This window comes from Streptomyces sp. NBC_00252 (assembly GCF_036187565.1).
GTDB lineage: Bacteria > Actinomycetota > Actinomycetes > Streptomycetales > Streptomycetaceae > Streptomyces.
In genome coordinates this window covers 4057624-4080500 of sequence record NZ_CP108087.1, presented here as the reverse complement: position 1 = coordinate 4080500, position 22877 = coordinate 4057624, and the positions used below count along the sequence as shown (strand labels likewise).

Genomic DNA, 22877 nt, shown 5'->3' with positions numbered 1-22877 from the left:
GCGAGCGCGCGAGCGCGAGAGGGCGACGATCACCCGTTCGCCGACCGGAACCGGAAACGGAACCGGCGGCCGGTCCCGCGGGCCCCGGCTCCGGTCAGGCACGATGGGGGTATGCCGAACCGACTGGCCCACGAGACGTCCCCCTACCTCCTCCAGCACGCCGACAACCCCGTCGCCTGGTGGCCCTGGTCGGCCGAGGCCTTCGAGGAGGCGCGGAGGACGAACAGACCGGTGCTGCTGAGCGTCGGGTACAGCAGCTGCCACTGGTGCCACGTCATGGCCCACGAGTCCTTCGAGGACCAGCCCACCGCCGACTACCTCAACGAGCACTTCGTCAGCGTCAAGGTCGACCGCGAGGAGCGCCCGGACGTCGACGCCGTCTACATGGAGGCCGTGCAGGCGGCCACCGGCCAGGGCGGCTGGCCCATGACCGTGTTCCTCACCCCGGACGCCGAGCCCTTCTACTTCGGCACGTACTTCCCGCCCGCGCCCCGCCACGGCATGCCCTCCTTCCGGCAGGTCCTCGAAGGCGTGCGCAGCGCCTGGACCGACCGGCGGGACGAGGTCGCCGAGGTGGCCGGGAAGATCACCCGGGACCTGTCCCAGCGCGAGATCGACTACGGCAGCACCGAGGCCCCCGGCGAGGAGGAGCTGTCCGGCGCCCTCCTCGGCCTCACCCGGGAGTACGACCCGCAGCGCGGCGGATTCGGCGGCGCGCCCAAGTTCCCGCCGTCCATGGCCCTGGAGTTCCTGCTCCGCCACCACGCCCGCACCGGCGCCGAGGGTGCCCTGGAGATGGCCCGGGACACCTGCGAGCGCATGGCCCGCGGCGGCATCTACGACCAGCTCGCCGGCGGGTTCGCGCGCTACTCCGTCGACCGCGAGTGGACCGTCCCGCACTTCGAGAAGATGCTCTACGACAACGCCCTGCTCTGCCGGGTCTACGCCCACCTGTGGCGCAGCACGGGCTCCGATCTCGCCCGCCGTGTCGCCGTGGAGACCGCCGACTTCCTCGTGCGTGAACTCCGCACCACCGAGGGCGGGTTCGCGTCCGCCCTCGACGCCGACAGCGACGACGGGACCGGCAAGCACGTCGAAGGTGCCTACTACGTCTGGACTCCCGCGCAGCTCACCGAGGTTCTCGGCGAGGAGGACGGCGGACTCGCCGCCCAGTACTTCGGGGTTACCGAGGACGGGACCTTCGAGGAGGGGCAGTCCGTCCTTCAACTCCCGCAGGACGAAGGGGTCTTCGACGCCGACAGGATCGCCTCGATCAAGAGCCGTCTCCTGGAGGCCCGTTCACAGCGTCCCGCCCCCGGCCGTGACGACAAGGTGGTCGCCGCCTGGAACGGCCTCGCGATCGCCGCGCTCGCCGAGACCGGCGCCTACTTCGACCGCCCCGACCTGGTCGAGGCGGCCGTCTCCGCCGCCGATCTCCTCGTACGCCTGCACCTGGACGAGCACGCCAAGCTCGCCCGCACCAGCAAGGACGGCCAAGTCGGCGCGAACGCAGGGGTGTTGGAGGACTACGCCGATGTCGCGGAGGGCTTCCTCGCGCTGGCGTCGGTCACGGGGGAGGGGGTCTGGCTGGAGTTCGCCGGGTTCCTGCTCGACCACGTCCTCACCGGGTTCGTCGACGAGTCCGGGGCGCTCTACGACACCGCCTCCGACGCCGAACAGCTGATCCGGCGCCCGCAGGACCCGACCGACAACGCCACCCCGTCCGGCTGGACCGCTGCCGCCGGTGCCCTGCTGAGCTATGCCGCGCAGACCGGCGCCGAACCCCATCGCACCGCCGCGGAAAGGGCGTTGGGGGTCGTGAAGGCCCTCGGACCGCGCGTGCCGAGGTTCATCGGATGGGGGCTCGCGGTGGCCGAGGCGTACCTCGACGGGCCGCGCGAGGTCGCCGTCGTAGGACCGTCGCTCGACGACGAGGGCGCAAAAGCCCTGCACCGTACGGCACTTCTGGGGACCGCTCCCGGGGCCGTGGTCGCCTTCGGGGTCGCGGGGAGTGACGAGCTGCCGCTGCTCGCGGACCGGCCGCTGGTGGACGGTGAACCGGCCGCGTATGTCTGCCGTAACTTCACGTGTGACGCGCCGACGACCGACCAGGAGCGGCTGCGCACCGCGCTGAGCAGGTGAAACATCAGCGCCGCAACCGGCCCAAACGCGACCTGTGCGAGAAATGGTCATGTGGGGGCCTCATGGTGACGAAACACGCTCTTCACTGAAATCAGCTGTCCGCTTCACAGACCGTCCATAGTCTCTGCTCCGTGACGCGACGGATGCAACTCACCGTCGCGCCAGGGGGTATGGGGATCTGGGGGGATCTGTAGTGCTGACGTCTGTCTTCATCGCCGTCGTTTCGCTGGCCTTGTTCTGGATGGCCGCCTTCACCCTGTGGTGGCAGATGCACGCGTGGCGTACGCCCGAAGTGCTCGCCTCCACCCGATTCAGCAGCCCGGACGGGGACGAGCACGTGTCGTTCTCGTTGCTGCTGCCGGCCCGGCACGAACAGGCCGTGCTCGACCACACCATCCAGCGGCTGCTGGAGTCCACGCACACCGACTTCGAGATCATCGTGATCGTGGGGCACGACGACCCCGAGACCGCGGCGGTGGCCGACAGCGCCGCCGAGCGCGACCCGCGCGTCCGCGTCGTCGTCGACACGCACGAGAAGAAGAACAAGCCGAAGGCCATGAACACGGCGCTGCCGCACTGCCGCGGCGATGTCGTCGGGGTCTTCGACGCCGAGGACCAGGTCCATCCGGAGCTGCTCGCGCACGTCGACCACGCGTTCCGGACGACGGGAGCGGACGTGGTGCAGGGGGGCGTCCAGCTCATCAACTTCCACTCCAGCTGGTACAGCCTGCGCAACTGCCTGGAGTACTTCTTCTGGTTCAGGTCCCGGCTGCATCTGCACGCGCAGAAGGGGTTCATCCCGCTGGGCGGCAACACCGTCTTCGTGCGCACCGACACCCTGCGCGAGGCCGACGGCTGGGACCCCGACTGCCTCGCCGAGGACTGCGACCTGGGCGTCCGGCTGTCCAGCGTCGGCAAGAAGGTCGTCGTCGCCTACGACTCCGACATGGTGACCCGGGAGGAGACCCCCGGCTCGCTGATGTCGTTGCTGAAGCAGCGAACTCGCTGGAACCAGGGCTTCCTTCAGGTCTACCGCAAGAAGGACTGGCGCCAACTCCCGGGATTCGGGCAGCGGTTGCTCGCCCGCTACACGCTGATGACCCCGTTCCTGCAGGCCTTCTCCGGGGTGATCATCCCGCTCAACGCGGCGGTCGCGCTCTTCCTGGACGTGCCGGTGGGCATCGCGTTCCTCACCTTCCTGCCGCTGGTCACCGCCGCCGTCACCTTCGTGTTCGAGATCGTCGGCCTGCACGACTTCGGCAAGCAGTACGGACTGCGCGTCCGCGCCGTCCACTACCTGAAGCTCGTGGTGGGCGGCCCCTTCTACCAGGTGCTGCTCGCCGGAGCCGCGATCCGCGCAGTGTGGCGTGAGCAACGCGGCCGTAACGACTGGGAGTTGACCTCCCACGTCGGCGCGCACCTCACCGAACCCGCAGTGATCCGAGAGGACGTTCCTGCGTGACTTCCACCCTTCCCGCGGTGACCACCACGGTCCCCGCGCAGCGGCAGCCTGCGCCTGAAACCGGTTCGGCGGGCCGAACGACGCCACCTTCACGGCTCCGTTCCTCCCGCCCCGACCTCCTCCTCTGCGGTCTCCTCCTCGCGGCGCTCCTCGTCGTGCAGGGCTGGAACATCGCCGACTACCCGACGCTCAGCGACGACGAGGGCACCTACCTCGCCCAGGCCTGGGCCGTCCAGCAGGGCACCGGACTGGCCCACTACACGTACTGGTACGACCACCCGCCCCTCGGCTGGATCCAGATCGCCCTGCTCACCTGGATCCCCGCGCACTTCAGCCCCGGCTCGATGACCGTCGGCACCATGCGCCTCGCCATGCTGGTCATCAGCGGGATCAGCGCGGTCCTCGTGTACGTCCTCGGCCGCCGGCTCTCGCTCCCGCGCTGGGCGGCGGGCCTGGCCATGCTGCTCTTCGGGCTCTCCCCGCTGTCGGTGATCCTCCAGCGGGAGATCTTCCTCGACAACATCGCCGTGATGTGGATGCTGCTCGCGTTCTGCCTGGCCGCGTCCCCAAGTCGCCATCTCTGGCACCACTTCGGCGCAGGGCTCGCGGGCGCGGCCTCGGTCCTCACCAAGGAGACGATGCTCGTCGTCCTGCCCGCGCTGCTGATCACCATGTGGCGCCACGGACACCGCGACACCCGCAAGTTCGCGCTCACCGGGGCCATCACCGCCTGCGTGCTGATCGGCTGCTCGTACCCTCTCTTCGCCCTGCTCAAGGGCGAGTTGGTGCCGGGCAGCGGCCATGTCTCGCTGTGGGACGGCCTGACCTACCAGATGACGAGACCGGGTTCGGGCTTCATCCTCGACCAGGCCTCCGGCTCCTACGGCGTCCTCCACTCGTGGCTGTACTACGACCGTGTCCTGCCGCTGGGCGGCCTCGCCGGGGCGGTGCTCCTGCTGCTCACCTGGCGCTGGTCGGTCACCGCCCGCTCGCTGGCCGGACCGGCGATGACGGTGGCGATCCTCGCCCTGGTCTCGCTGCGGCCCAACGGCTATCTGCCCGCGATGTACATCATCGGCGCGCTGCCGTTCCTCGCGCTCGTGCTGGCCGGGGGCACCGCGTCGGTCGTCCACGCGGTGCTGCGCAGATGGCGCGGGGAGGAGGAGAAACGGTACGTCACCGGGGGGCGGTACACGCTCGCCGTGATCCTGGCGATCGCGGCCGGCATCTACGTCGTACCGAAGTGGTACGACGGCGACCGCACCGCGATGACCGCCGACGCGAACGCGCCCTACCGGGGTGCCTCGAAGTGGCTGTCCACCGAGGTGAAGGACCCGAAGGACACCCGGGTCCTCGTCGACGACGCGCTCTGGCTCGACCTGGTGCACGCCGGGTACCGGCCCGGGCTCGGGGTCATCTGGTTCTACAAGGCGGACCTCGACCCGGCCGTCACGAAGACGATGCCGCACGGCTGGAAGGACATCGACTACGTGGTGGCCTCCCCGACAGTACGGCGCGACGCGGTCGACCTGCCCAACGTCAAGGCGGCGATCGAGCACTCCACCCCGGTGGCCACCTTCGGCACCGGCGACGACCGCATCGAGATCCGGCAGATCCAGCCCGAGACCGCGGGAGCCCAGCGATGAGCCAAGAGTCCATGGTCCCCGGCGAGTTGGGTGATCCGGCCGTACGCGGAGCCGAGATCGCCGAGCCCGGTGCCGTCACCATCGTCGTCCCGACCTTCAACGAGTCCGCGAACGTACGGGAGTTGCTGCACCGGATCACCGAATCGGTGCCCACCCGGCTGCCCTGTGAGGTCGTCTTCGTGGACGACTCCACCGACGACACCCCCGAGGTGATCTCCGAGGCGGCGCAGGACTGCCCGTTCCCGGTGACCGTGCTGCACCGCGAGGAGCCGGTCGGCGGGCTCGGGGGCGCGGTCGTCGAGGGCATCAAGGCGGCGACGTCCGACTGGATCGTCGTCATGGACGGCGATCTCCAGCATCCGCCGTCCCTGGTACCGGAGTTGGTCGGCACCGGCGAGCGCGCGCACGCCGGACTCGTTGTCGCCTCCCGGTACATCAAGGGCGGCAGCCGCGAAGGGCTCGCGGGCGGCTACCGCATCGCCGTGTCCCGTGGCGCGACGTGGCTGACCAAGACGCTCTTCCCGCGCAAACTCCGCGGTATCAGCGACCCGATGAGCGGCTTCTTCGCGATCCGGCGCAGTGCGGTGACGGCGGAGGCGCTCAAGCCGCTCGGCTACAAGATCCTGCTCGAACTCGCCGTACGCAGCCGTCCGCGCGAGGTCACCGAGGTGCCGTTCGTCTTCCAGGACCGGTTCGCCGGCGAGTCCAAGTCGACGGCGCAGGAAGGCTTTCGCTTCCTCCGCCACCTCCTCGGGCTGCGCACAGCGTCGCCGGTCGCGCGCATGGTGGTCTTCGGCCTGATCGGCGCCACCGGCTTCGTACCGAACCTGGTCGGCCTGTGGGCGCTCACCAAGTCGGGCCTGCACTACGTCCCCGCCGAGATCCTCGCCAACCAGCTCGGCGTGGCCTGGAACTTCCTGCTGATCGAGCACCTGCTGTTCCGCGACCGGCGCAGGCACCGCAGCTGGTGGGACCGGACGGGCCGCTTCGCACTGCTCGCCAACGCCGATCTGGTGCTGCGGATCCCGCTGATCGCCCTGTTCGTCCATAAGTTCGGCATGGGCGCCGTACCGGCGACCGCGCTCGCGCTGGTCATGACGTTCGTCCTGCGCTTCGTCGGAACCGAGGCCCTGGTCTACCTCCCGCGCCGGGGACGTGAGAGCCGTACCGCACCGAGGAGAGCCGCGTGAACAAGCACCGCAGAAGAACGGCGTTCCTCGGGGTGGGAACGCTGACCGCCGGACTGCTGCTCACCTCGCCGCAGTCCGCCGAGGCCGCCAACCTCGTCCTCAACCCGGGCTTCGAGACGGCGGGCGGCGACGGGATGCCGTACTGCTGGGAGAAGTCCGGCTGGGGCGACAACGACGTCGACTTCACCACGACTTCGGACGCGCACTCCGGTGCGAAGGCCATGAAGGTCACCGTGACGCGGCGGGTGGACGGCGACCGCAAGGCGCTGATCACCGAGTCGACGGGATGCGCGCCGGTGGTGACGGCGGGCAGGCAGTACGACCTCGGGCTCTGGTACAAGACGACGACGCCGGACGCGAACATCACGCTGTTCCGGCACGACGCGACGGCCGGGTGGCAGTACTGGACCGACCTCAAGACCCTGGAGATGCAGGGCAGTTGGACCCAGGCCACGGTCCGCACCCCCGAAGTCCCGGCCGGTACCGACCGGATCACCTGGGGTGTCTCGGTCTACGGCACCGGGTCCGCGACCACCGACGACTACACGATGGACCAGGTCCCGGACACGCTGCCGCCCGCGACCTGCACGGCGACCGCCGAGGAGTGCGCGAACGGCCGCTGGGACGTGCTGCCCACGCAGAACCCGGTGCGCTCGATGCACTCCGTCGTCCTCAACAACGGCAAGGTGCTGCTGATCGCGGGCTCCGGGAACAGCGAGGAGCAGTTCGACGCGGGCACGTTCACGAGCGCGGTCTACGACCCGGTCGCCGGGACGTACAAGGTGATCCCGACCCCGAAGGACATGTTCTGCTCGGGCCACATCCAGCTGCAGGACGGCCGGGTGTTGGTGCTCAGCGGCAACAAGGCGTTCCCGGTCGCGGGCGGGCACGGGTACGAGGGGTACAAGGACTCGTACATCTTCGATCCGGAGACGGAGACGTACAGCAGGACGAACGACCTCAACGACGGTCACTGGTACCCGTCGGCGACCGAGCTCGGCAACGGTGACGTCATCTCCTTCGGCGGGCTGCGCGAGGACTCGACGGGGTCGGTGACCGCCGAGTACTGGTCGGACGCCCAGCAGAAGTGGCTACCGCTGTCGCAGGTCAACCAGACCTGGTCGTACTGGGGGCTGTACCCGTCGATGGTCCTGATGCAGGACGGACGGCTCTTCTACACGGGCAGCCATGTCTTCGGGAACAACATCCCGGGCACCGGCAGCGCGATCTACGACTACGCCGCGAACACCGTCACGTCGGTCGCGGGACTCCAGAACAAGGACCAACGCGACCAGTCCGCAAGCGTGTTGCTGCCTCCCGCGCAGGACCAGAAGGTCCTCACCATCGGCGGCGGCAACATCGACTCCAACCCGGACGCGAACCGGCTGACCGACATCATCGACCTCAAGGAAGCCAACCCGACCTACACCGTCGGCCCCCAAATCCCGCAGGGGACGGTGGACTTGGGGAACGGTCCGGTGGCCGAGACGGGCAGCCAGGGCAAGATGTACGTGTCCGTCGTGGTCCTGCCGGACGGCACGGTGCTGGAGACGGGCGGCGGGCTGCACAACCGCGCGAACCCCGTCTACGAGGCGTCGATCTTCGATCCGGCGACCACGACGTTCGACCCGGTGGCCGCCGATCCGCAGGCGCGCGGGTACCACTCGTCGTCGTTCCTGCTGCCGGACGGCCGGGTGATGTCGACCGGCGACAACCCGGGCAACGGCACCTGGAACCACAACGTGTCGATCTACACCCCGCCGTATCTCCTCAAGGGCACGCGGCCGACGATCACTTCGGTCATCGACACCGAGTGGGAGTACGGCGACACCCAGACGATCACCGTCGACCGGCCCGTCGCCAAGGCCGAGTTGATCCGCCCGGCCGCGGTCACGCACTCCTCGGACCCGAACCAGCGGTTCGTGGACCTGCCCCTGTCGGTGGACGGCAGCACCGTCGACCTGAACGTGACGAGCAACCCCGACCTGGCGCCGCCCGGCTGGTACATGCTCTTCGCGGTCGACGCCAACGGTGTCCCGTCGGTGGCCAAGTGGGTCCATCTGCAAGGCCCTTCGGCCCTCACCACGGACACCGCCTCGGCCCACGTCCACTCCTTCGCGGACTCCCTGGAGGGCAAGGTCACCCAGCCCGGCAAGAAGCGCGCCTCCCAGCCGGTCAGCCCGACCATCTCCGGCTGCGACCGCCACTACGGCACGATCAACGTCTGCGTCCCCACGGTCTTCCCGGCCGAGGTGAGGACGTCGACCGCCGCCCGCTGCACCTGGCTTCAGCAGAATTCCTACGGCCGCCTGAAGGTCAACGGCAAGGACGACCCGCTCGGCCTCGACCCGAACAAGGACGGGGTCGCGTGCGGGAAGGGTGACGTGAAGACGGTGAAGCCGGTCAGGACCGTGAAGCCGGCCGAGAAGTAGGGCTGGTTCAGCGGCTGTCGGAGCACGGGCTCAGTCCGTGAGCCCGTGCTCCAGCACGTCCATCGCCCGCTCCACCAGATCCGAGAACTCCCCCCGGTGGCCGTTCTCCGCCCAGTACAGGGACGCCTCCATCAGGCCGGCGACGATCGACATGGCGTGGACCCGGACCTCCAGGCTCTCCGGGTCCCGGCCGGTGCGATCGGCGATGGCCTGGCAGAGCATGGTGCCGGTGACCGACATGCTCTCCATCATCCGGGCGCGCACCGCCGGGACCTGGACCATCAGATGCGAGCGGAGGCGGGAGATCTCCTGGTCCTCCTTGAGGCCGAACTGGATGGCCTTGCGCATCACGAACCGGAGGGTGACCATCCAGGGTTCGTCGGCGGGCCGGGCCCGCAGCTCCTCCATGATGATCGGGTCGAACTCGTCCGTGATGACGATGTCTTCCTTGGTCGGGAAGTAGCGGAAGACCGTCGACGGCGACACCTCGGCGCGCTCGGCGATCTGCTCGATCGTCGTCGCGTCGTACCCCTGTTCCTTGACCAGTCCGTACGTCGCGGTGCGGATCGCCTCGCGGGTCTTGATCTTCTTTCGCTCGCGGAGGCCCAGTTGAGGGCGTTCGGCGGGGCTGAAGGGGGAGGGTGCGGCCGTCATGCTGCTCATTGTCCGGCATCCGCCAGAGCGATGGCCACGGCTGTGGACGGGTCCTCGTCCGCCTCCTCCTGCTTGCCGGGCGCGGCCGGCGTGTTCGGCAGGAAGGCCGCCGACAGCAGCGCGGTGACGAGCGCCGCGACACCGCAGACCAGCAGGACCAGGCCCATGCCGTGGACGTAGGCGCTGTTCGCGGAGGCCACGAGGTCGGCCGAGCCCGCCTTCTGGGCGACCATGTGGGCCGCCACGACGGACTCCCCGGCGGTGTCGGCCGCCTTCGCGGGCAGGCCCGTGACGTCGAGGCGGTCCCGGAAGGTGCTCGCCAGCAGGCTGCCGAGGAGGGCGATGCCGATCGCCGCGCCGACCTGGCGCATGGTCATCAGGAGCCCGGCGCCGCTGCCGGCCCGGTCGCGGGGGAGCGCGCCCAGCGCGCCGTCCATCGCGGGGACGATCGAGAAGCCGAAGCCGAACCCGGTGATGGACAGCCACAGCGCGGTGAAGCCGTAGCCGGAGTCGACCGTCGTACGGCTGCCGAGCAGGGCGGCGAAGGCCAGGACCACCAGGCCGGCGCAGACCACGGCCCGCGAGCCGAACTTGTTGACCAGCGGCTGTGCGGCCCGGGCCGCGACGATCAGGCCGCCCATCATGGGCAGCAGCCGGACACCGGTGCCGAGCGCGTCATGGCCGAGGACCGCCTGGAGGTACTGCGGGAGCACGAACAGCAGGCCGGACAGGACGAACATCACCAGGGTCGCCGCGATCGAGCTGAACAGGAAGCCGCGGTGGCCGAGCAGGGTCATGTCGAGCATGGGGCGTTCCATGCGCCGCTCGCGCAGCACCAGCGCGGCGATGAGGATCGCGGCTCCGACGAGCATGCCCACGATCAGCGGGTCGCCCCAGCCGCGGCTCGGCGCCTCGATGATCGCGTAGATGAGGGCGCCCAGGCCGGCCGCCGTGAACGCGGTGGAGAGGGTGTCGACCCTCGGCGAGGCGGGGTCCTTGGTCTCGGGGAGCAGGAAGACGCAGGCCGCTATGCCGATCGCGGCCATCGGGATGTTCACCAGGAAGACCGAGCCCCACCAGAAGTGGTTGAGCAGCCAGCCGCCGATGATCGGGCCGAGCGGCAGCCCGAGCGAGGAGGCCGCGGAGATGATGCCGACGGCCTTGGTGCGCTCGTCGGGGCCGAACAGCGAGGGCAGCACGGACAGGGCGAGCGGGGTGACCAGGGCCGCGCCGACGCCCATCACCGTGCGGGCCACGATGACCCAGGTGACATCGCCTGCGAGGGCGCCCGCCAGGGAACCGGCGAGGAAGATGCCGAGGCCCGTGATCAGCATGCGGCGCCGGCCGAAGCGGTCGCCGAGCAGTCCCGCCGGGAGCATGAGCGCCGCGAAGACGATCACGTACGCGTCGGCCATCCACTGCTGCTGGCCGGTGGTGGCGCCGAGTTCGCCGGCCATGGTCGGCAGGGCGACGTTGAGGATCGTGGTGTCGAAGCCGAGCGTGAGCATGCTCGCGACCAGGGCCCCGAGGGCCCACCAGCGGCGCGGGTCGCGTCGCACGTCGGAGGAGTTAGTGACAGTAGCCATGAAATGAGAGTAGCTGTCAAAAAGTGGTTGATGTCAACAGGGATCGACTGTCAGCACATGAAAAATGGCCACGGCTCGAGAGCCGTGGCCATGAACGAGAGGTGTCTCAGGTGCTACCCGTGCTGGTAGGCCACCAGGGAGATCCCGACGTAGTGGACGAGGAAGGCCGCCACCGTCAGGGAGTGGAAGACCTCGTGGAAACCGAACCAGCGCGGTGACGGGTTCGGGCGCTTGATGCCGTAGATCACGCCGCCCGCGCTGTAGAGCAGTCCGCCGACGACCACCAGGACCAGGACGGCGATGCCGCCCGTGCGCATGAAGTCGGGCAGGAAGAAGACGGCCGCCCAGCCCATCGCGATGTAGCAGGGGGTGTAGAGCCAGCGCGGCGCGCCGACCCAGAAGACGCGGAAGGCGATGCCGGCCGCCGCCGCGCCCCAGATGCTCCACAGCAGCCACTGGCCCTTGGCGCCCGGCAGCAGCAGCATCGTCAGGGGCGTGTACGTGCCCGCGATGATCAGGAAGATGTTGGCGTGGTCGAGTCTGCGCAGGACGCCGTCCATGCGCGGGCTCCAGTCGCCCCGGTGGTACAGGGCGCTGACGCCGAAGAGCAGACAGGCCGTCAGGGCGAAGATGCCGCAGGCGATGCGCGCCCGGGGCGTGTCGGCGAGAGCGGTGAGCACCAGGCCGGAGACGAGAACGGCCGGGAACATGCCTAGGTGCAGCCAGCCGCGCAGCTTCGGCTTCACATGGTCGGGGAGGGAGAGCGCGGAGGGACCGTGGCCGTCTGTCGGCGTGTCCGTGGGCGCGTCGGGGACGGACGCAGTCATGCGCTCAATCGTACCTACGGAACCGTAAGTTACGTATCAGTCCGCCGAGATGGGGGCCGGAAGTGGCCACTCTCTCATGCGTAGCCGACCCCCGGGTACCCGGGGTGAATCGATGGTGACGCACGGAAAACATCTCGATACGTGGCGATCCTCACGTCGCTCGTCTGTGAGGCCCTCTGGACATATGGGCGGGCGCGTCGGATGATCAAATGAGTGCGGTCGGCACCGGATGAGCGCCAAGATCGACCATCGTGAAGCATCCGGGTCGCGGCCCCCACGGGGCAACCAGGACAAAATCCCTCATCATAGGAGCAATCGTGGCGCGCGACATCGCGGCTCCCCCCGTCATCCCCACCCAGCACAAGGAACTGATCTCGTGGGTCAACGAGATCGCAGAACTGACCCAGCCGGACAGCGTGGTCTGGTGTGACGGATCCGAAGCGGAGTACGAGCGGCTCAGCGAGGAGCTCGTCCAAAAGGGCACCTTCAAGAAGCTCGACCCGATCAAGCGCCCCAACTCGTACTACGCCGCCTCCGACCCGACCGATGTCGCCCGGGTCGAGGACAGGACGTTCATCTGCTCCGAGCAGGAGCAGGACGCGGGCCCCACCAACCACTGGAAGGCCCCCGCCGAGATGCGGGAGATCTTCGCGGGAGAAAAGGGCATCTTCCGCGGCTCCATGAAGGGCCGGACGATGTACGTCGTCCCGTTCTGCATGGGCCCCCTCGGTTCGGACCTCTCCGCGATCGGCGTCGAGATCACCGACTCCGCCTACGTCGCCGTCTCCATGCGCACCATGACCCGCATGGGACAGCCCGTCCTCGACGAACTCGGCACCGACGGCTTCTTCGTGCGTGCTGTGCACACGCTCGGAGCGCCGCTGGCCGAGGGCGAGGCGGACGTGCCGTGGCCGTGCAGCTCCACCAAGTACATCTCGCACTTCCCCGAGTCGCGCGAGATCTGGTCCTACGGCTCCGGCTACGGCGGCAACGCGCTGCTCGGCAAGAAGTGCTACGCCCTGCGCATCGCCTCGGTGATGGCGCGGGACGAGGGCTGGCTCGCCGAGCACATGCTGATCCTCAAACTGACGCCCCCGCAGGGCGAGTCGAAGTACGTGGCCGCGGCCTTCCCGAGCGCCTGCGGCAAGACGAACCTCGCGATGCTGGAGCCCACCATCTCCGGCTGGACCGTCGAGACCATCGGTGACGACATCGCCTGGATGCGGTTCGGGGAGGACGGCCGGCTCTACGCGATCAACCCCGAGGCCGGTTTCTTCGGCGTCGCGCCCGGCACCGGCGAGCACACCAACGCCAACGCGATGAAGACGCTGTGGGGCAACTCCGTCTTCACCAACGTGGCCTTGACCGACGACAACGACATCTGGTGGGAGGGCATGACGGAGGAGACTCCGGCCCACCTGACGGACTGGAAGGGCAACTCCTGGACGCCGGAGTCCGGTTCGCCCGCCGCGCACCCCAACGCCCGCTTCACGGTGCCCGCCGCGCAGTGCCCGATCATCGCGCCCGAGTGGGAGGACCCCAAGGGCGTGCCGATCTCGGCGATCCTCTTCGGCGGCCGGCGCGCCTCGGCCGTACCGCTGGTGACGGAGTCCTTCGACTGGAACCACGGCGTCTTCCTCGGCGCCAACGTGGCCTCCGAGAAGACCGCCGCCGCCGAGGGCAAGGTCGGCGAGCTGCGCCGCGACCCCTTCGCCATGCTGCCGTTCTGCGGCTACAACATGGGTGACTACATGGGCCACTGGGTCGATGTGGCCAAGGGCCGCGACCAGGCGACGCTGCCGAAGATCTACTACGTGAACTGGTTCCGCAAGAACGACGCGGGCAAGTTCGTGTGGCCGGGCTTCGGTGAGAACAGCCGGGTCCTGAAGTGGATCGTGGACCGCCTGGACGGCCGCGCCGAGGGCGTCGAGACCCCGATCGGCGTGCTGCCGGCCAAGGGCGCCCTCGACACCAAGGGGCTCCAGCTCTCCGAATCCGACCTGGACTTCCTGCTCACCGTCGACAAGGACGTGTGGCGCGAGGAGGCCGCCCTGGTCCCCGACCACCTCAACACCTTCGGCGACCACACCCCGAAGGAACTGTGGGACGAGTACCACGCGCTGGTGCAGCGCCTGGGCTGAGTACCCACCGAGAAACTCCGCGGCCGGCCGCCGATTGTGCCCTGACCAGCAATGTCGTCACAGGCCGGCCGCGGTGCGGCACAACGGGCAGGGCCCCGCACAACGGCGTGCGGGGCCCTGCCCGTTGCCCTTACCACCACCGCGGCCCACGGCGTGGTCCTGACTCCCATTTCACGCATCCCCCCTGCCCAAGAGGGGATTTCGGGGGACACTCGGGACAACCTGCAACGAACCCCGAAGTGAGGTGAGCGGGGTGCGCACTCCGGTCAGCGATCCCCTGAGCGTGGGGCCGTACCGGATCGCCGGGCGGCTCGGGTCCGGCGGGATGGGCTGGGTGTATCTCGGCCGTTCACCGGCCGGCCGCGAGGTGGCGGTCAAGGTCGTACGGCCCGAACTGGCCGCCGAGCGCGAGTTCCGCGAGCGGTTCGCCCGCGAGGTCGCCGCCGCCCGGCTGGTCAGCGGCGCCTACACCGCGGCCGTCGTCGACGCCGACACCGAGGCCGAACTCCCCTGGCTGGCGACGATGTACGTGCCCGGGCCGTCCCTCGCCGAGGCCGTCAGAGCGGACGGCCCGCTGCCCGAGGCGCAGGTCCGCAGGCTCGGCGCGTTCCTCGTCGAGGCGCTCCAGGCGATCCACGCGGCCAACCTGGTCCACCGCGACCTCAAACCGGCCAACGTGCTGCTCGCCTCCGACGGCCCCCGCGTCATCGACTTCGGCATCTCCCGCGTCGAGGGCGCCCCGAGCCTCACCCAGGCCGGGATCGTGGTCGGCACCCCGCCCTTCATGTCGCCGGAACAGATGACGGCCGGTCAGATCGGCCCGCCCAGCGATGTGTTCTCGCTCGGCGGCGTCCTGGTGTACGCGCTGACCGGCCGCCCGCCGTTCGGCACCGGCGAGGCGGTGAGCCTGCGGGTCGTGCACCGCGCACCCGAACTCGACGGCGTACCACCGGGGATACGGCCACTGCTCGCGCGGTGCCTCGCCAAGCGGCCCGGGGATCGTCCCCAACTGGACGCGTTGCTGGGCGAGTTGCTGGCGCAGCCGCGCCCCGCGACCTGGCCGCCGCCCGCCGTGGCCCGCACCATCGAGGTCCGGCGCAGTGAACTCGCCGCCCGGCGCGGGGGCGGCACCAGCCTGCCGGTGCCGTCCTGTCTGCTGCTGCACGCGCAGGCCCTGCTGGACGCGGGCCTCACCGACGACATGATCAGCCAGGCGGTGGTCCGTGGCGACGCCTGAGGCCTCCATCCCGCCCGGCCGGGACTACGACATCGCCTCGTCCTGGCGGCAGTTGACCCACACCTGGGGCGCCCGGCGGAATTACCACGTCGAGAGCGACGCCGATTCCGTCTCCCTGCAATTCGATCTAGAGGCGTCCGGGCGCACGCTCACCGTGCGTTTCATGACCACCAAAAGACTCCTTGTCGCCTTTGTCGCCGACGGTCATTCTCTGCGCAAGGATCAATTGGCGATCGCCGCCGCCGCGTCCAACGCGTGGAACACCGAACAGCTGAATCCCATGCTCTCCGTGTGGGACGTCCGCGGACCCCGGCCATGTCTCGCCGGAGTCTGCGACCTCCCGCTGACCTGCCGGATCTCCCAGGCCGATTTCGATGTTCTGGCCAGTGATTGGGTGGAACGGGCGCGACAGATGTTCACCCGTTGCCATCAGGTTTTCCAGCTGTAGAAGTGAATTGAGCATTCTCAGTCAACCCCTTTCGGCCACCCGCCTGTTGGCTCCACTATGGGCGCCAACGGGGGGTCGTCATGAGACGTACGTTCTGCACTGCCGTGCTGTTCGGCTTGTTGACCGCGGTGATTCCGGCCGGTCCGGTGGCCGCGGCCGGTCCGGACTGCGGGCCGAACTTTCCGACAAAACTGGGCTGTTGGGAGGACGCGCTGAACGACGGGGCCACGGTCACGGTCACGCTGGACAGACCACTGGGCTTCGACACCGGCCGCACGGTCGACCAGGCCGAGATCCGCCGGAGCACCAAGAACCTCCGGGTGCAGGTACCGGCCGGCGTCCACACCGGCCAGGGCGGCACCGCGCTGCTCGTCCTGGCCGGCCATCCGCTGGTCGACCGGGACGCCAGGATCGACCGCCTCGACGCCACGACGCAGCGTCAACTCGGCCCCTGCACCAGCGACTTGTGCAAGGCGCTCACCAAGTCCTCGCTCACCGGGGCCCAGCTGCTCGACAAGAAGCTGGGCGTCACCGAGATCGGCGGCCACAAGTCCCCCGACCGCACCCGTCTGCTGCTCCTCGCCCTGACCGCCGTCCTCCTGCTCCTGCTCCTGGCCCTCTTCCTGGCCGTCCGCCGCTCCCGCACCCCGGCCGTGGCGGCCCACTCCGAGGAGGACCCCGCCCCCGCCGAGACCACCGCCCGACTGCGCCCCGTGCCGCCCGCACCGGCCCCGTCCTCCTACGGCCGCCGGGTCGGCCCCCGCACCGGACCGTCCCGAACAGCCGTGGTCCGTACGGCACTTCACCCGCAGGGCTATGTCGAACTCGACCACGTCCTGTACCGCGCCGTGTGGACCGAACCCGACCGCACCCCGCCCGTGCCCGGCGCGTACGTCGAGGTCACCGACGCCCGCGAACCCGACTCCGACGTCCTGTACGCCTTCCCGCCCGCCGCCCGGCACCACGCGCGCGGCACCTCGTGAGCCCCGTACCGCCCGGCCGACCAGGAGACGCCATGTCCAGCGAATACCCGCCCACGATGCCGGCCGAGTACGCCGACATCGAGTTCGAGAACAACGCGCAACGGCTGCCCCTCGTGCTCTGCCTGGACACGTCGAGTTCCATGGCGGGCCCGCCGATCCAGACCCTCAACGACGCGCTCGCCGAGTGGACCAGGGAACTCCACGACGACGTCTCCCTCAGCTACAGCGTCGAGGTCGCCGTGATCACCTTCGGAGGCCGGGGCGTCGGCGCCTGGCGCGGACCCCAGCTCCTCGACCCCCGCGCCCCGGTGAGCCCCTTCGTCCCCGCCCACGCCTTCCAGGCACCCCGGTTCACCGCGTCCGGGGTCACCCTGATGACGGAGGCGCTGGAGCTGGCCATGCATGTCGTCGCCGCCCGCAAGGCGGAACTGCGCGCCTCCGGGCTCCAGTACTACCGCCCGCAGATCTGCCTCGTCACCGACGGCCTCCCCACCGACGCCACCGGCCACATGACCGACTCCTGGCACCGCCTGCTGCCCGTCCTCGCCGACGAGCAACAGGCCCGCCGCTTCCGGCTGTACGCGATCGGCGTCGGCGGCATCACCGACCGCGGCGAGCAGGTGCTCCAGGCCTTCGCGCCCACGTTCAACGCGCGCATCCAGGGCTTCCCGTTCCGCGAACTGCTCCAGATGATGTCGGCCAGTGCGAACGCCGAGCAGAAGGGCGCGGGCGACGAGGTCTTCGAGAAGATCTTCAGCCAGTTCAAGACCCAGCGCCCGGCCTGGGAGAGCTGAGCGGTGGCCGACTCGCCCTGGCGCATCCACGGCCTGAGCGTCGAGGGCTACCGGCACCGCCGCACCGGCACGCCCTGCCAGGACGCCTGCACGTACACCACCTCGGCGTCCGTGTCCGTCCTCGCGGTCGCGGACGGCGCGGGCAGCCGCCCGCACTCCGACCAAGGGGCCCTGCACGCTGTGGAGTTGGCGGCCGAGCACTTCCGCCGCCGGGCCGCCGCCGCGTCCGGCTGCCCGCCGGGCCAGGAGGTCCACGACCTGCTCGCGGACGCCTTCGACGACGTGTCCAAGATCTTCCTGGACAGCTACGGCAGCACCGCCCCCGACTACGCCACCACCCTCACCGTCGTCGTCCTCACCCCCGGCTGGCTCGGCCATCTCAGCGTCGGCGACGGCTTCGTCGTCGTCCGCGCCGGAACCGAGGACGGGGAACGGCAGTTCCACCTGCTTCCGCAGCCGCCCGCCGTCAGCGAGTACAGCAACGAGACTGTCTTCCTCACCTCGCCCGACGCACCCCGACGGCTGCGCACCGACTGCGTGGCGGACCCGCGCGTCGACGGCGTCCTGCTGTCCACCGACGGCCTCGCCCAGGCCGCCCTTTCGCTCTCCGGCGGCGGCCCGCCGCAGCCCAACACCTCGTTCGTGGAAGCCGTCTTGAGCTCCCTCGACACTCCGGGACCGGTCACCGACAAAGCGCACGAGAGCCTCGCCGCCCTCCTCCGCTCGGACCGGCTGACCAGCCTCAACGCCGACGACAAGACCCTCCTGCGGGCCGTACGCGCGGTGACCGCATGAGCGGCCGCACGGTCTACCTGGACGGCAAGCCGGTCACCCTCGCCGAACTCCCGCTCAAGGGCGGCGGACAGGCCGCCGTCTTCCCCGTCGAGGGCGACGACACGATCGTCGTCAAGCTCTACCGCGACCGCCCGGGCCCCGACCTGGAGCGCCGCCTCGCCCGCATGCTCACCATGTCCCCCCTCGCCGCCCGCCCCACCGACGCCAACCAGCCCCCCGAACTCGCCTGGCCCACCGCCATCGCCCGCGGCCCCGACGACACCTTCCTCGGCTACGCCATGCGCCGCTTCGGCGAACCCCAACACGTCCAGCTGGTCGGCCTGTTCACCCGCGCCCAGCGCCTCCGCCTCTTCGGCGACCGCGCCGACTGGCGCTTCCTCCTCGGCGTCGCCTGGAACCTCGCCTTCATGACCGCCCGCATGCACTACGACCATCTCGTCATCGGCGACTTCTCCAGCAGCAACGTCGTCGTCGACGCCAACGGCTTCGTCACCTTCCTCGACTGCGACTCCATCGCCTTCACCGACCCCGTCACCGGCGAGCCCTTCCCCTGCCTGATGCACACCACCGACTACTCCTCACCGGAACGCCAGTCCGGCGCCGCCGCCACCGAGGAGAGCGACAACTTCGCGCTGGCGGTGCTCATTTACCAGCTCCTCACCGCGGGCAACCACCCCTTCGGCGGCGTCCCGCACGACAGCACCCCCGAGTCCACCGTCAAGGACAACATCGCCGCCAGCGTCTCCTACGTCGTCCGCCCCGAGTCGGTCGTCATCCCCCGCGGCACCGTCGACCCGTCGGTCCTCCCGCCCGGCCTGCTGACCCTGGCCCACACGGCGTTCGGCGCGGGCGTCCACGCCCCGTCGGCCCGCCCCACCCCGGAGGTCTGGCTGCGCGCCCTGGACCAGGAACGCTCCCGCGTCCAGCTCTGCCGCCAACGCCCCCTGCACTCCTACGGCTCCCACCTCCCGACCTGCCCGTGGTGCACACGGGCCGCGGTGACGGGCCATGACGTGTTCAACGTGCCGGTACGCCCAGCGGTGCAGGTGGTGCCTCCGGCGACGGCGACGGCACCGGGGACGGAGCAGCCCATGGGCCCGCTCAAGGTGGCGGGCATCGTCCTGCTCGCACTCGTCCTGCTGATCGTCGTGCTGCAACTGCTGTGAGAAGTACGGCCGTTGCGTGCCGTCAGCCGTTCTGCGAACGCCCCCGGTCCTCCAGATACCGCGTGTGCGACTCCTGCCGCCGCGCCTCGACCTCCCGCAGGCCGGCCGCCAGCCCCTGCGCCTCCTCTTGGAGGACCGTCAACTGGCGTTCCAGGTGCCGTTCCGGGGGCTCGGTGCCCGGTGCCAGCCGGGTCCACCACCGGGTCCGTACGAACGTGTCGACGGCCTCCGGCACGTCCTGCCGGATCGCCCGCGACAGGATGTGCACGCCCTCCGGGTCCTGGGCGAGGTCGTGGGTGATCCGGGGATCGAGGAGTCCGGCGAGGAGCTGGTTCAGCTCGGTGAGCCGGCCGGCGGCGGCGGGTGGCAGCTCGACGTCCGCGAGATAGCCGCCGAGCTTCTCGAAGTCGTCCCGGAGTTCCTCCAGTTGGGCGGAGGGGTCAGGGAAGTCGGGCAGCGGCGGTCGCTCCGGCGGGGCGATCAGCGCGCCCGCGCCGTACAGACCGACGACCACGACCGGCCAGTACGGCCCGGCCACGCCCACGAACGTCAGCACCAGCCCGACGAGCCCGCAGGCGCTGCCGGTGAGGTTCTTGCGGGACTCCAGGTAGCCGAGGAACTTACTGGTAGCCACGGATCTCCTCGAAGGCGCCGTCCAGCGAGCCCTGTTGGGCGTCGAAGAGCCGGCCGCCGGTCAGGTCGGCGATGTGCTGGAGCTCCGCCTTGTCCGAGTCGCCGAAGAGGATGGGGAAGACGGGGATGTCCCGCTGGGCGGTGGGGAGCCGGCTGTAGAAGCCGTCGAAGTCCTCGGCCTTGGCGCCGGTCGTGTTCTCGCCGTCGGTCATCAGCACGATCGAGGTGAACGTGTCGCCGCCGGAGCCGAGATGCTTGTACGCCTTCTCCAGCGAGGTGTAGATCGCGGTGTTGCCGTCGGCGCTGAGGGCCTTGGTGTCCGCGCGGATGGCATCGAGTCCGGCCTGCGGATCGCCGGGGCTCACCACATGCGTCCTCACGCTCTTCACGGCCGATCCGAAGGGCATCAGCGTGACCTCCTCGCGCTGCCGGAAGTCACCGGTCAGATCGGTGAGTGCCTTCTTCAGCCGGGACAGCCGGTCGCCGTCCATCGAGCCCGAGGTGTCGAGCACGTACACGGTCCGCGAGGGCCTGCGCAGCTTGTTCTCGTACGAGTCGAGGAGCCCGTCGGCGACGGACCGGCTGCCGGGGAAGGGGAGTTCACGCCGTCGGCTGGTGTCGAGGCCGGACGCGGGCGGTACGGAGGCGACGACCGGGCGGCGGTGCGTGCGGGTGGTGATCAGCTTCTGCAATGCGTCCGTGCGCAGGTCGGTCGTCACGCGCCGGACGTTCTCGCGGGTGGTGGCGTCCGTCGAGGCGAGGGAGGTCAGCGGGTAGTCGGCGGTGACGACCCCGTCGCTCGGGCGGATCACCGTCAGGCCGGGGATGCCCTTGAGGACGGACTCGTAGTTGAGCAACGCGTCGACGTTTCCCCGGCGTTGATAGGCGGTCGCCAGCCAGCCCGACGAACCCGAGGTCAGCTTCTGCCCCTTGAAGAACTCCTTCAGCCGGGGAGTCGCCTTCGTGACGTCCGCGTCGGTGAGCGCCGACTGCGCGCCGGAGAGCGCGGAGGCCACCGAGATGAGCGTCGAGAAGCCGGAGTTGGAGCGCGCCGGGTCCGTCATGCCGTAGGTCAACCTGCCGTCCTGGACGGCCTGTTCGAGCTGCGACCAGGTGACCTTGTCGGGCGTCCAGCCCAGTTTCCGCGCGGTGGCGTTCCTGACGCCGATCGCGACCGGGCTGGACATGACCGGGGTCTCGGAGACGACCTTCTTCGCGGCGTCGGGCCGTAGCCGCAGATAGTCGTTCGAGGAGAGCCACAGGGCGTCGTACTGCCCGTCGACCTTGCCCTTCGCGAGGAGGTCCACCGCGTCCAGGGTGCCCATGTAGGTGGGGCGGATCGTGATGCCGGTGTCCTTGCGGACCTGGTCGAACACCGGGGTCATGTCGCTGAGTTCGCTGGAGGCGAGGACGCGCAGGGTGCCGGGCTCGGGGGCGTTGTCGGTGTCGGCCTTCGTGTCGTGCGTCGACGTGCAGGCGGTCAGCAGCGCGGCCGTGCCGAGGGCGAGCGCGAGGAGACGTCTCATCCGAGGCCGCCTTCCAGGGCGCTCTGCGACCGGCTGCGCTCCAAGTAGGTGCCGGCGTTCTGGAGTTCGGACGTCAGGGACTCGACGGTCGCCGCCATCGCCTCGGTCGCCTGGACCTTGTAGGTGTCGATGGCGTCGAGGGTGCGATAGATCTGCTGGAAGGCCGTGCGGAGGGTCTCCGCGCCCACCGCCGGGTCGGCCGCGATGCGCTGGATCTCGCCGCTCTGCGTGGAGAGCATCTCGGCGTTGCCCCGGATGAGGTCTTCGGTGGTGCCGCGCAGGGCGTTGACCTGGTCGACGACCTTGCGCTGGTTGTCGAGCGCGGAGGCGAGCATGACGGAGATCCGGAGGGCGGAGACGGTCGTGGTCGCCGCCCGGTCGACGCCCTTGATCAGCTCGTCGTTGTTGCGCCGTACGACGTCCATCGCCAGGTAGCCCTGCGCGCACACCGCGAGCTGGGTCAGCAGGTCCTGGTGCTTCTGCCGGACCGGGAAGAGGACGTCCGCGCGCAGCGTGTCGGCCTGGCCCGGATCGGTCGACTCGACGCCGGTGATGTGCTGCTCGACGGCCGTGTCGAGGGCCTGGGTGAGGACGACGTACTCCTGCAGCTTGCCCATGGTCTCCCAGAGGCGGACCCGCTCGGTCTGCAACGCGGCGTTGTCGCGCCGGAGTTCGTCCTGCCCGCCGCGCAGCGAACCCACGATCTTGTTCAGCGTGCCCTGCGCGGAGGCGTACTTGGCGACGTGGTCGCGCAGCTTGTTGCCGCCCGGCAGCCGGGACAGGAACTTCCGCCCCTTCGAGGCGGGCAGATCACGCGGGTCCAAGTCCTCGACCACGCGCCGGAGTTCGACGAGCGAGCCGGCGACCTGCGACTGAGCGTCCCCGCCCTTCGACGGCAGACTCCGCACGGTCCGCTCCAGCATCCGGTTGGACTGCGCGGTCGCGGTACGCATCTCACCGGCGCCGAGCGCGGTGATCTCGCCGACCTTGCCCGCGAACTCGGGCGAGCGGGCGTCGAGCGAGGCAAGCCCCTCGACATAGGCGGCGGCCTTCTGCGCCATGTCCGTACGGACGCTCTCGTCCACCGGCACAAGCCCGCCGGCCTTCTCCTTCGGCACCGGCGCGACGGCCTCCGGTGGGGTGAGGGTGAAGACGTCGTCCCCGCTCTGGGTGTGCTGACTGCTGTTCTGGCTGGTGTTGAAACTGCTGCTCATG

18 protein-coding genes are annotated in these 22877 nt (G+C 69.8%); 12 read left to right on the top strand and 6 right to left on the bottom strand.

Going from position 1 to position 22877, the window contains the following annotated elements; translation table 11 throughout:
• Positions 1-111: 111 nt before the first annotated feature.
• The 5 genes from OHT77_RS17565 (at position 112) to OHT77_RS17545 (ending at position 8872) form a co-directional block, all read left to right on the top strand.
• Entirely contained in the window at positions 112-2142 is a 2031-nt protein-coding gene (locus tag OHT77_RS17565) for a thioredoxin domain-containing protein (RefSeq protein WP_328829414.1), read from the top strand.
• Between the two features lie 193 nt (positions 2143-2335).
• Positions 2336-3604 (top strand): glycosyltransferase, encoded by a 1269-nt coding sequence (locus OHT77_RS17560; RefSeq protein WP_328829413.1) that lies wholly within the window; start codon positions 2336-2338, stop codon positions 3602-3604.
• Positions 3601-5250 carry an ArnT family glycosyltransferase gene (locus tag OHT77_RS17555; protein ID WP_328829412.1) on the top strand — a complete coding sequence of 550 codons (1650 nt, stop codon included), beginning with the start codon at positions 3601-3603 and terminating at the stop codon, positions 5248-5250. The genes OHT77_RS17560 and OHT77_RS17555 overlap by 4 nt, the downstream gene beginning before the upstream one ends.
• Positions 5247-6440, top strand: a complete 1194-nt coding sequence (locus OHT77_RS17550) for a glycosyltransferase family 2 protein (RefSeq protein WP_328829411.1) — start codon at positions 5247-5249, stop codon at positions 6438-6440. Before OHT77_RS17555 ends, OHT77_RS17550 begins: the two co-directional genes overlap by 4 nt.
• Positions 6437-8872 carry a galactose oxidase-like domain-containing protein gene (locus OHT77_RS17545; RefSeq protein WP_328829410.1) on the top strand — a complete coding sequence of 812 codons (2436 nt, stop codon included), beginning with the start codon at positions 6437-6439 and terminating at the stop codon, positions 8870-8872. Before OHT77_RS17550 ends, OHT77_RS17545 begins: the two co-directional genes overlap by 4 nt.
• A gap of 30 nt (positions 8873-8902) precedes the next feature.
• Here the strand turns inward: OHT77_RS17545 and OHT77_RS17540 are convergent, their stop codons facing one another.
• The 3 genes from OHT77_RS17540 to trhA form a co-directional block, all read right to left on the bottom strand.
• A complete protein-coding gene (locus tag OHT77_RS17540) occupies positions 8903-9526 on the bottom strand; it encodes a TetR/AcrR family transcriptional regulator (protein ID WP_443048046.1) in 624 nt (207 codons plus the stop codon).
• Between the two features lie 5 nt (positions 9527-9531).
• Positions 9532-11112 carry a DHA2 family efflux MFS transporter permease subunit gene (locus OHT77_RS17535; protein ID WP_328829408.1) on the bottom strand — a complete coding sequence of 527 codons (1581 nt, stop codon included), beginning with the start codon at positions 11110-11112 and terminating at the stop codon, positions 9532-9534.
• 113 nt (positions 11113-11225) lie between these two features.
• Positions 11226-11939, bottom strand: a complete 714-nt coding sequence (trhA, locus tag OHT77_RS17530; protein ID WP_327401650.1) for a PAQR family membrane homeostasis protein TrhA — start codon at positions 11937-11939, stop codon at positions 11226-11228.
• Between the two features lie 317 nt (positions 11940-12256).
• Between trhA and OHT77_RS17525 the strand changes: the two genes are divergently transcribed.
• From OHT77_RS17525 to OHT77_RS17495, 7 genes are all read left to right on the top strand, one after another.
• Entirely contained in the window at positions 12257-14080 is a 1824-nt protein-coding gene (locus OHT77_RS17525) for a phosphoenolpyruvate carboxykinase (GTP) (RefSeq protein ID WP_328829407.1), read from the top strand.
• Positions 14081-14333: 253 nt separating this feature from the next.
• The gene (locus OHT77_RS17520; protein ID WP_328829406.1) at positions 14334-15317 is read left to right on the top strand and encodes a serine/threonine-protein kinase; all 984 of its coding nucleotides are present in this window, start codon (positions 14334-14336) and stop codon (positions 15315-15317) included.
• Positions 15304-15765 (top strand): hypothetical protein, encoded by a 462-nt coding sequence (locus OHT77_RS17515; protein WP_328829405.1) that lies wholly within the window; start codon positions 15304-15306, stop codon positions 15763-15765. The genes OHT77_RS17520 and OHT77_RS17515 overlap by 14 nt, the downstream gene beginning before the upstream one ends.
• 80 nt (positions 15766-15845) lie before the next feature.
• A complete protein-coding gene (locus OHT77_RS17510) occupies positions 15846-16748 on the top strand; it encodes a hypothetical protein (RefSeq protein ID WP_328829404.1) in 903 nt (300 codons plus the stop codon).
• 32 nt (positions 16749-16780) lie between these two features.
• On the top strand, positions 16781-17542 hold the full coding sequence (locus OHT77_RS17505) for a vWA domain-containing protein (protein WP_328829403.1): 762 nt from the start codon (positions 16781-16783) through the stop codon (positions 17540-17542).
• Between the two features lie 3 nt (positions 17543-17545).
• The gene (locus tag OHT77_RS17500; RefSeq protein ID WP_328829402.1) at positions 17546-18337 is read left to right on the top strand and encodes a PP2C family serine/threonine-protein phosphatase; all 792 of its coding nucleotides are present in this window, start codon (positions 17546-17548) and stop codon (positions 18335-18337) included.
• The gene (locus OHT77_RS17495; protein WP_328829401.1) at positions 18334-19503 is read left to right on the top strand and encodes a hypothetical protein; all 1170 of its coding nucleotides are present in this window, start codon (positions 18334-18336) and stop codon (positions 19501-19503) included. Before OHT77_RS17500 ends, OHT77_RS17495 begins: the two co-directional genes overlap by 4 nt.
• A gap of 22 nt (positions 19504-19525) precedes the next feature.
• Here the strand turns inward: OHT77_RS17495 and OHT77_RS17490 are convergent, their stop codons facing one another.
• The 3 genes from OHT77_RS17490 to OHT77_RS17480 are packed head-to-tail and all read right to left on the bottom strand — an operon-like array spanning position 19526 to position 22876.
• The gene (locus OHT77_RS17490; RefSeq protein ID WP_328829400.1) at positions 19526-20137 is read right to left on the bottom strand and encodes a hypothetical protein; all 612 of its coding nucleotides are present in this window, start codon (positions 20135-20137) and stop codon (positions 19526-19528) included.
• Entirely contained in the window at positions 20124-21662 is a 1539-nt protein-coding gene (locus tag OHT77_RS17485) for a vWA domain-containing protein (RefSeq protein ID WP_328829399.1), read from the bottom strand. The genes OHT77_RS17490 and OHT77_RS17485 overlap by 14 nt, the downstream gene beginning before the upstream one ends.
• Entirely contained in the window at positions 21659-22876 is a 1218-nt protein-coding gene (locus OHT77_RS17480) for a toxic anion resistance protein (RefSeq protein ID WP_328829398.1), read from the bottom strand. The genes OHT77_RS17485 and OHT77_RS17480 overlap by 4 nt, the downstream gene beginning before the upstream one ends.
• Position 22877 lies beyond the last annotated feature (1 nt).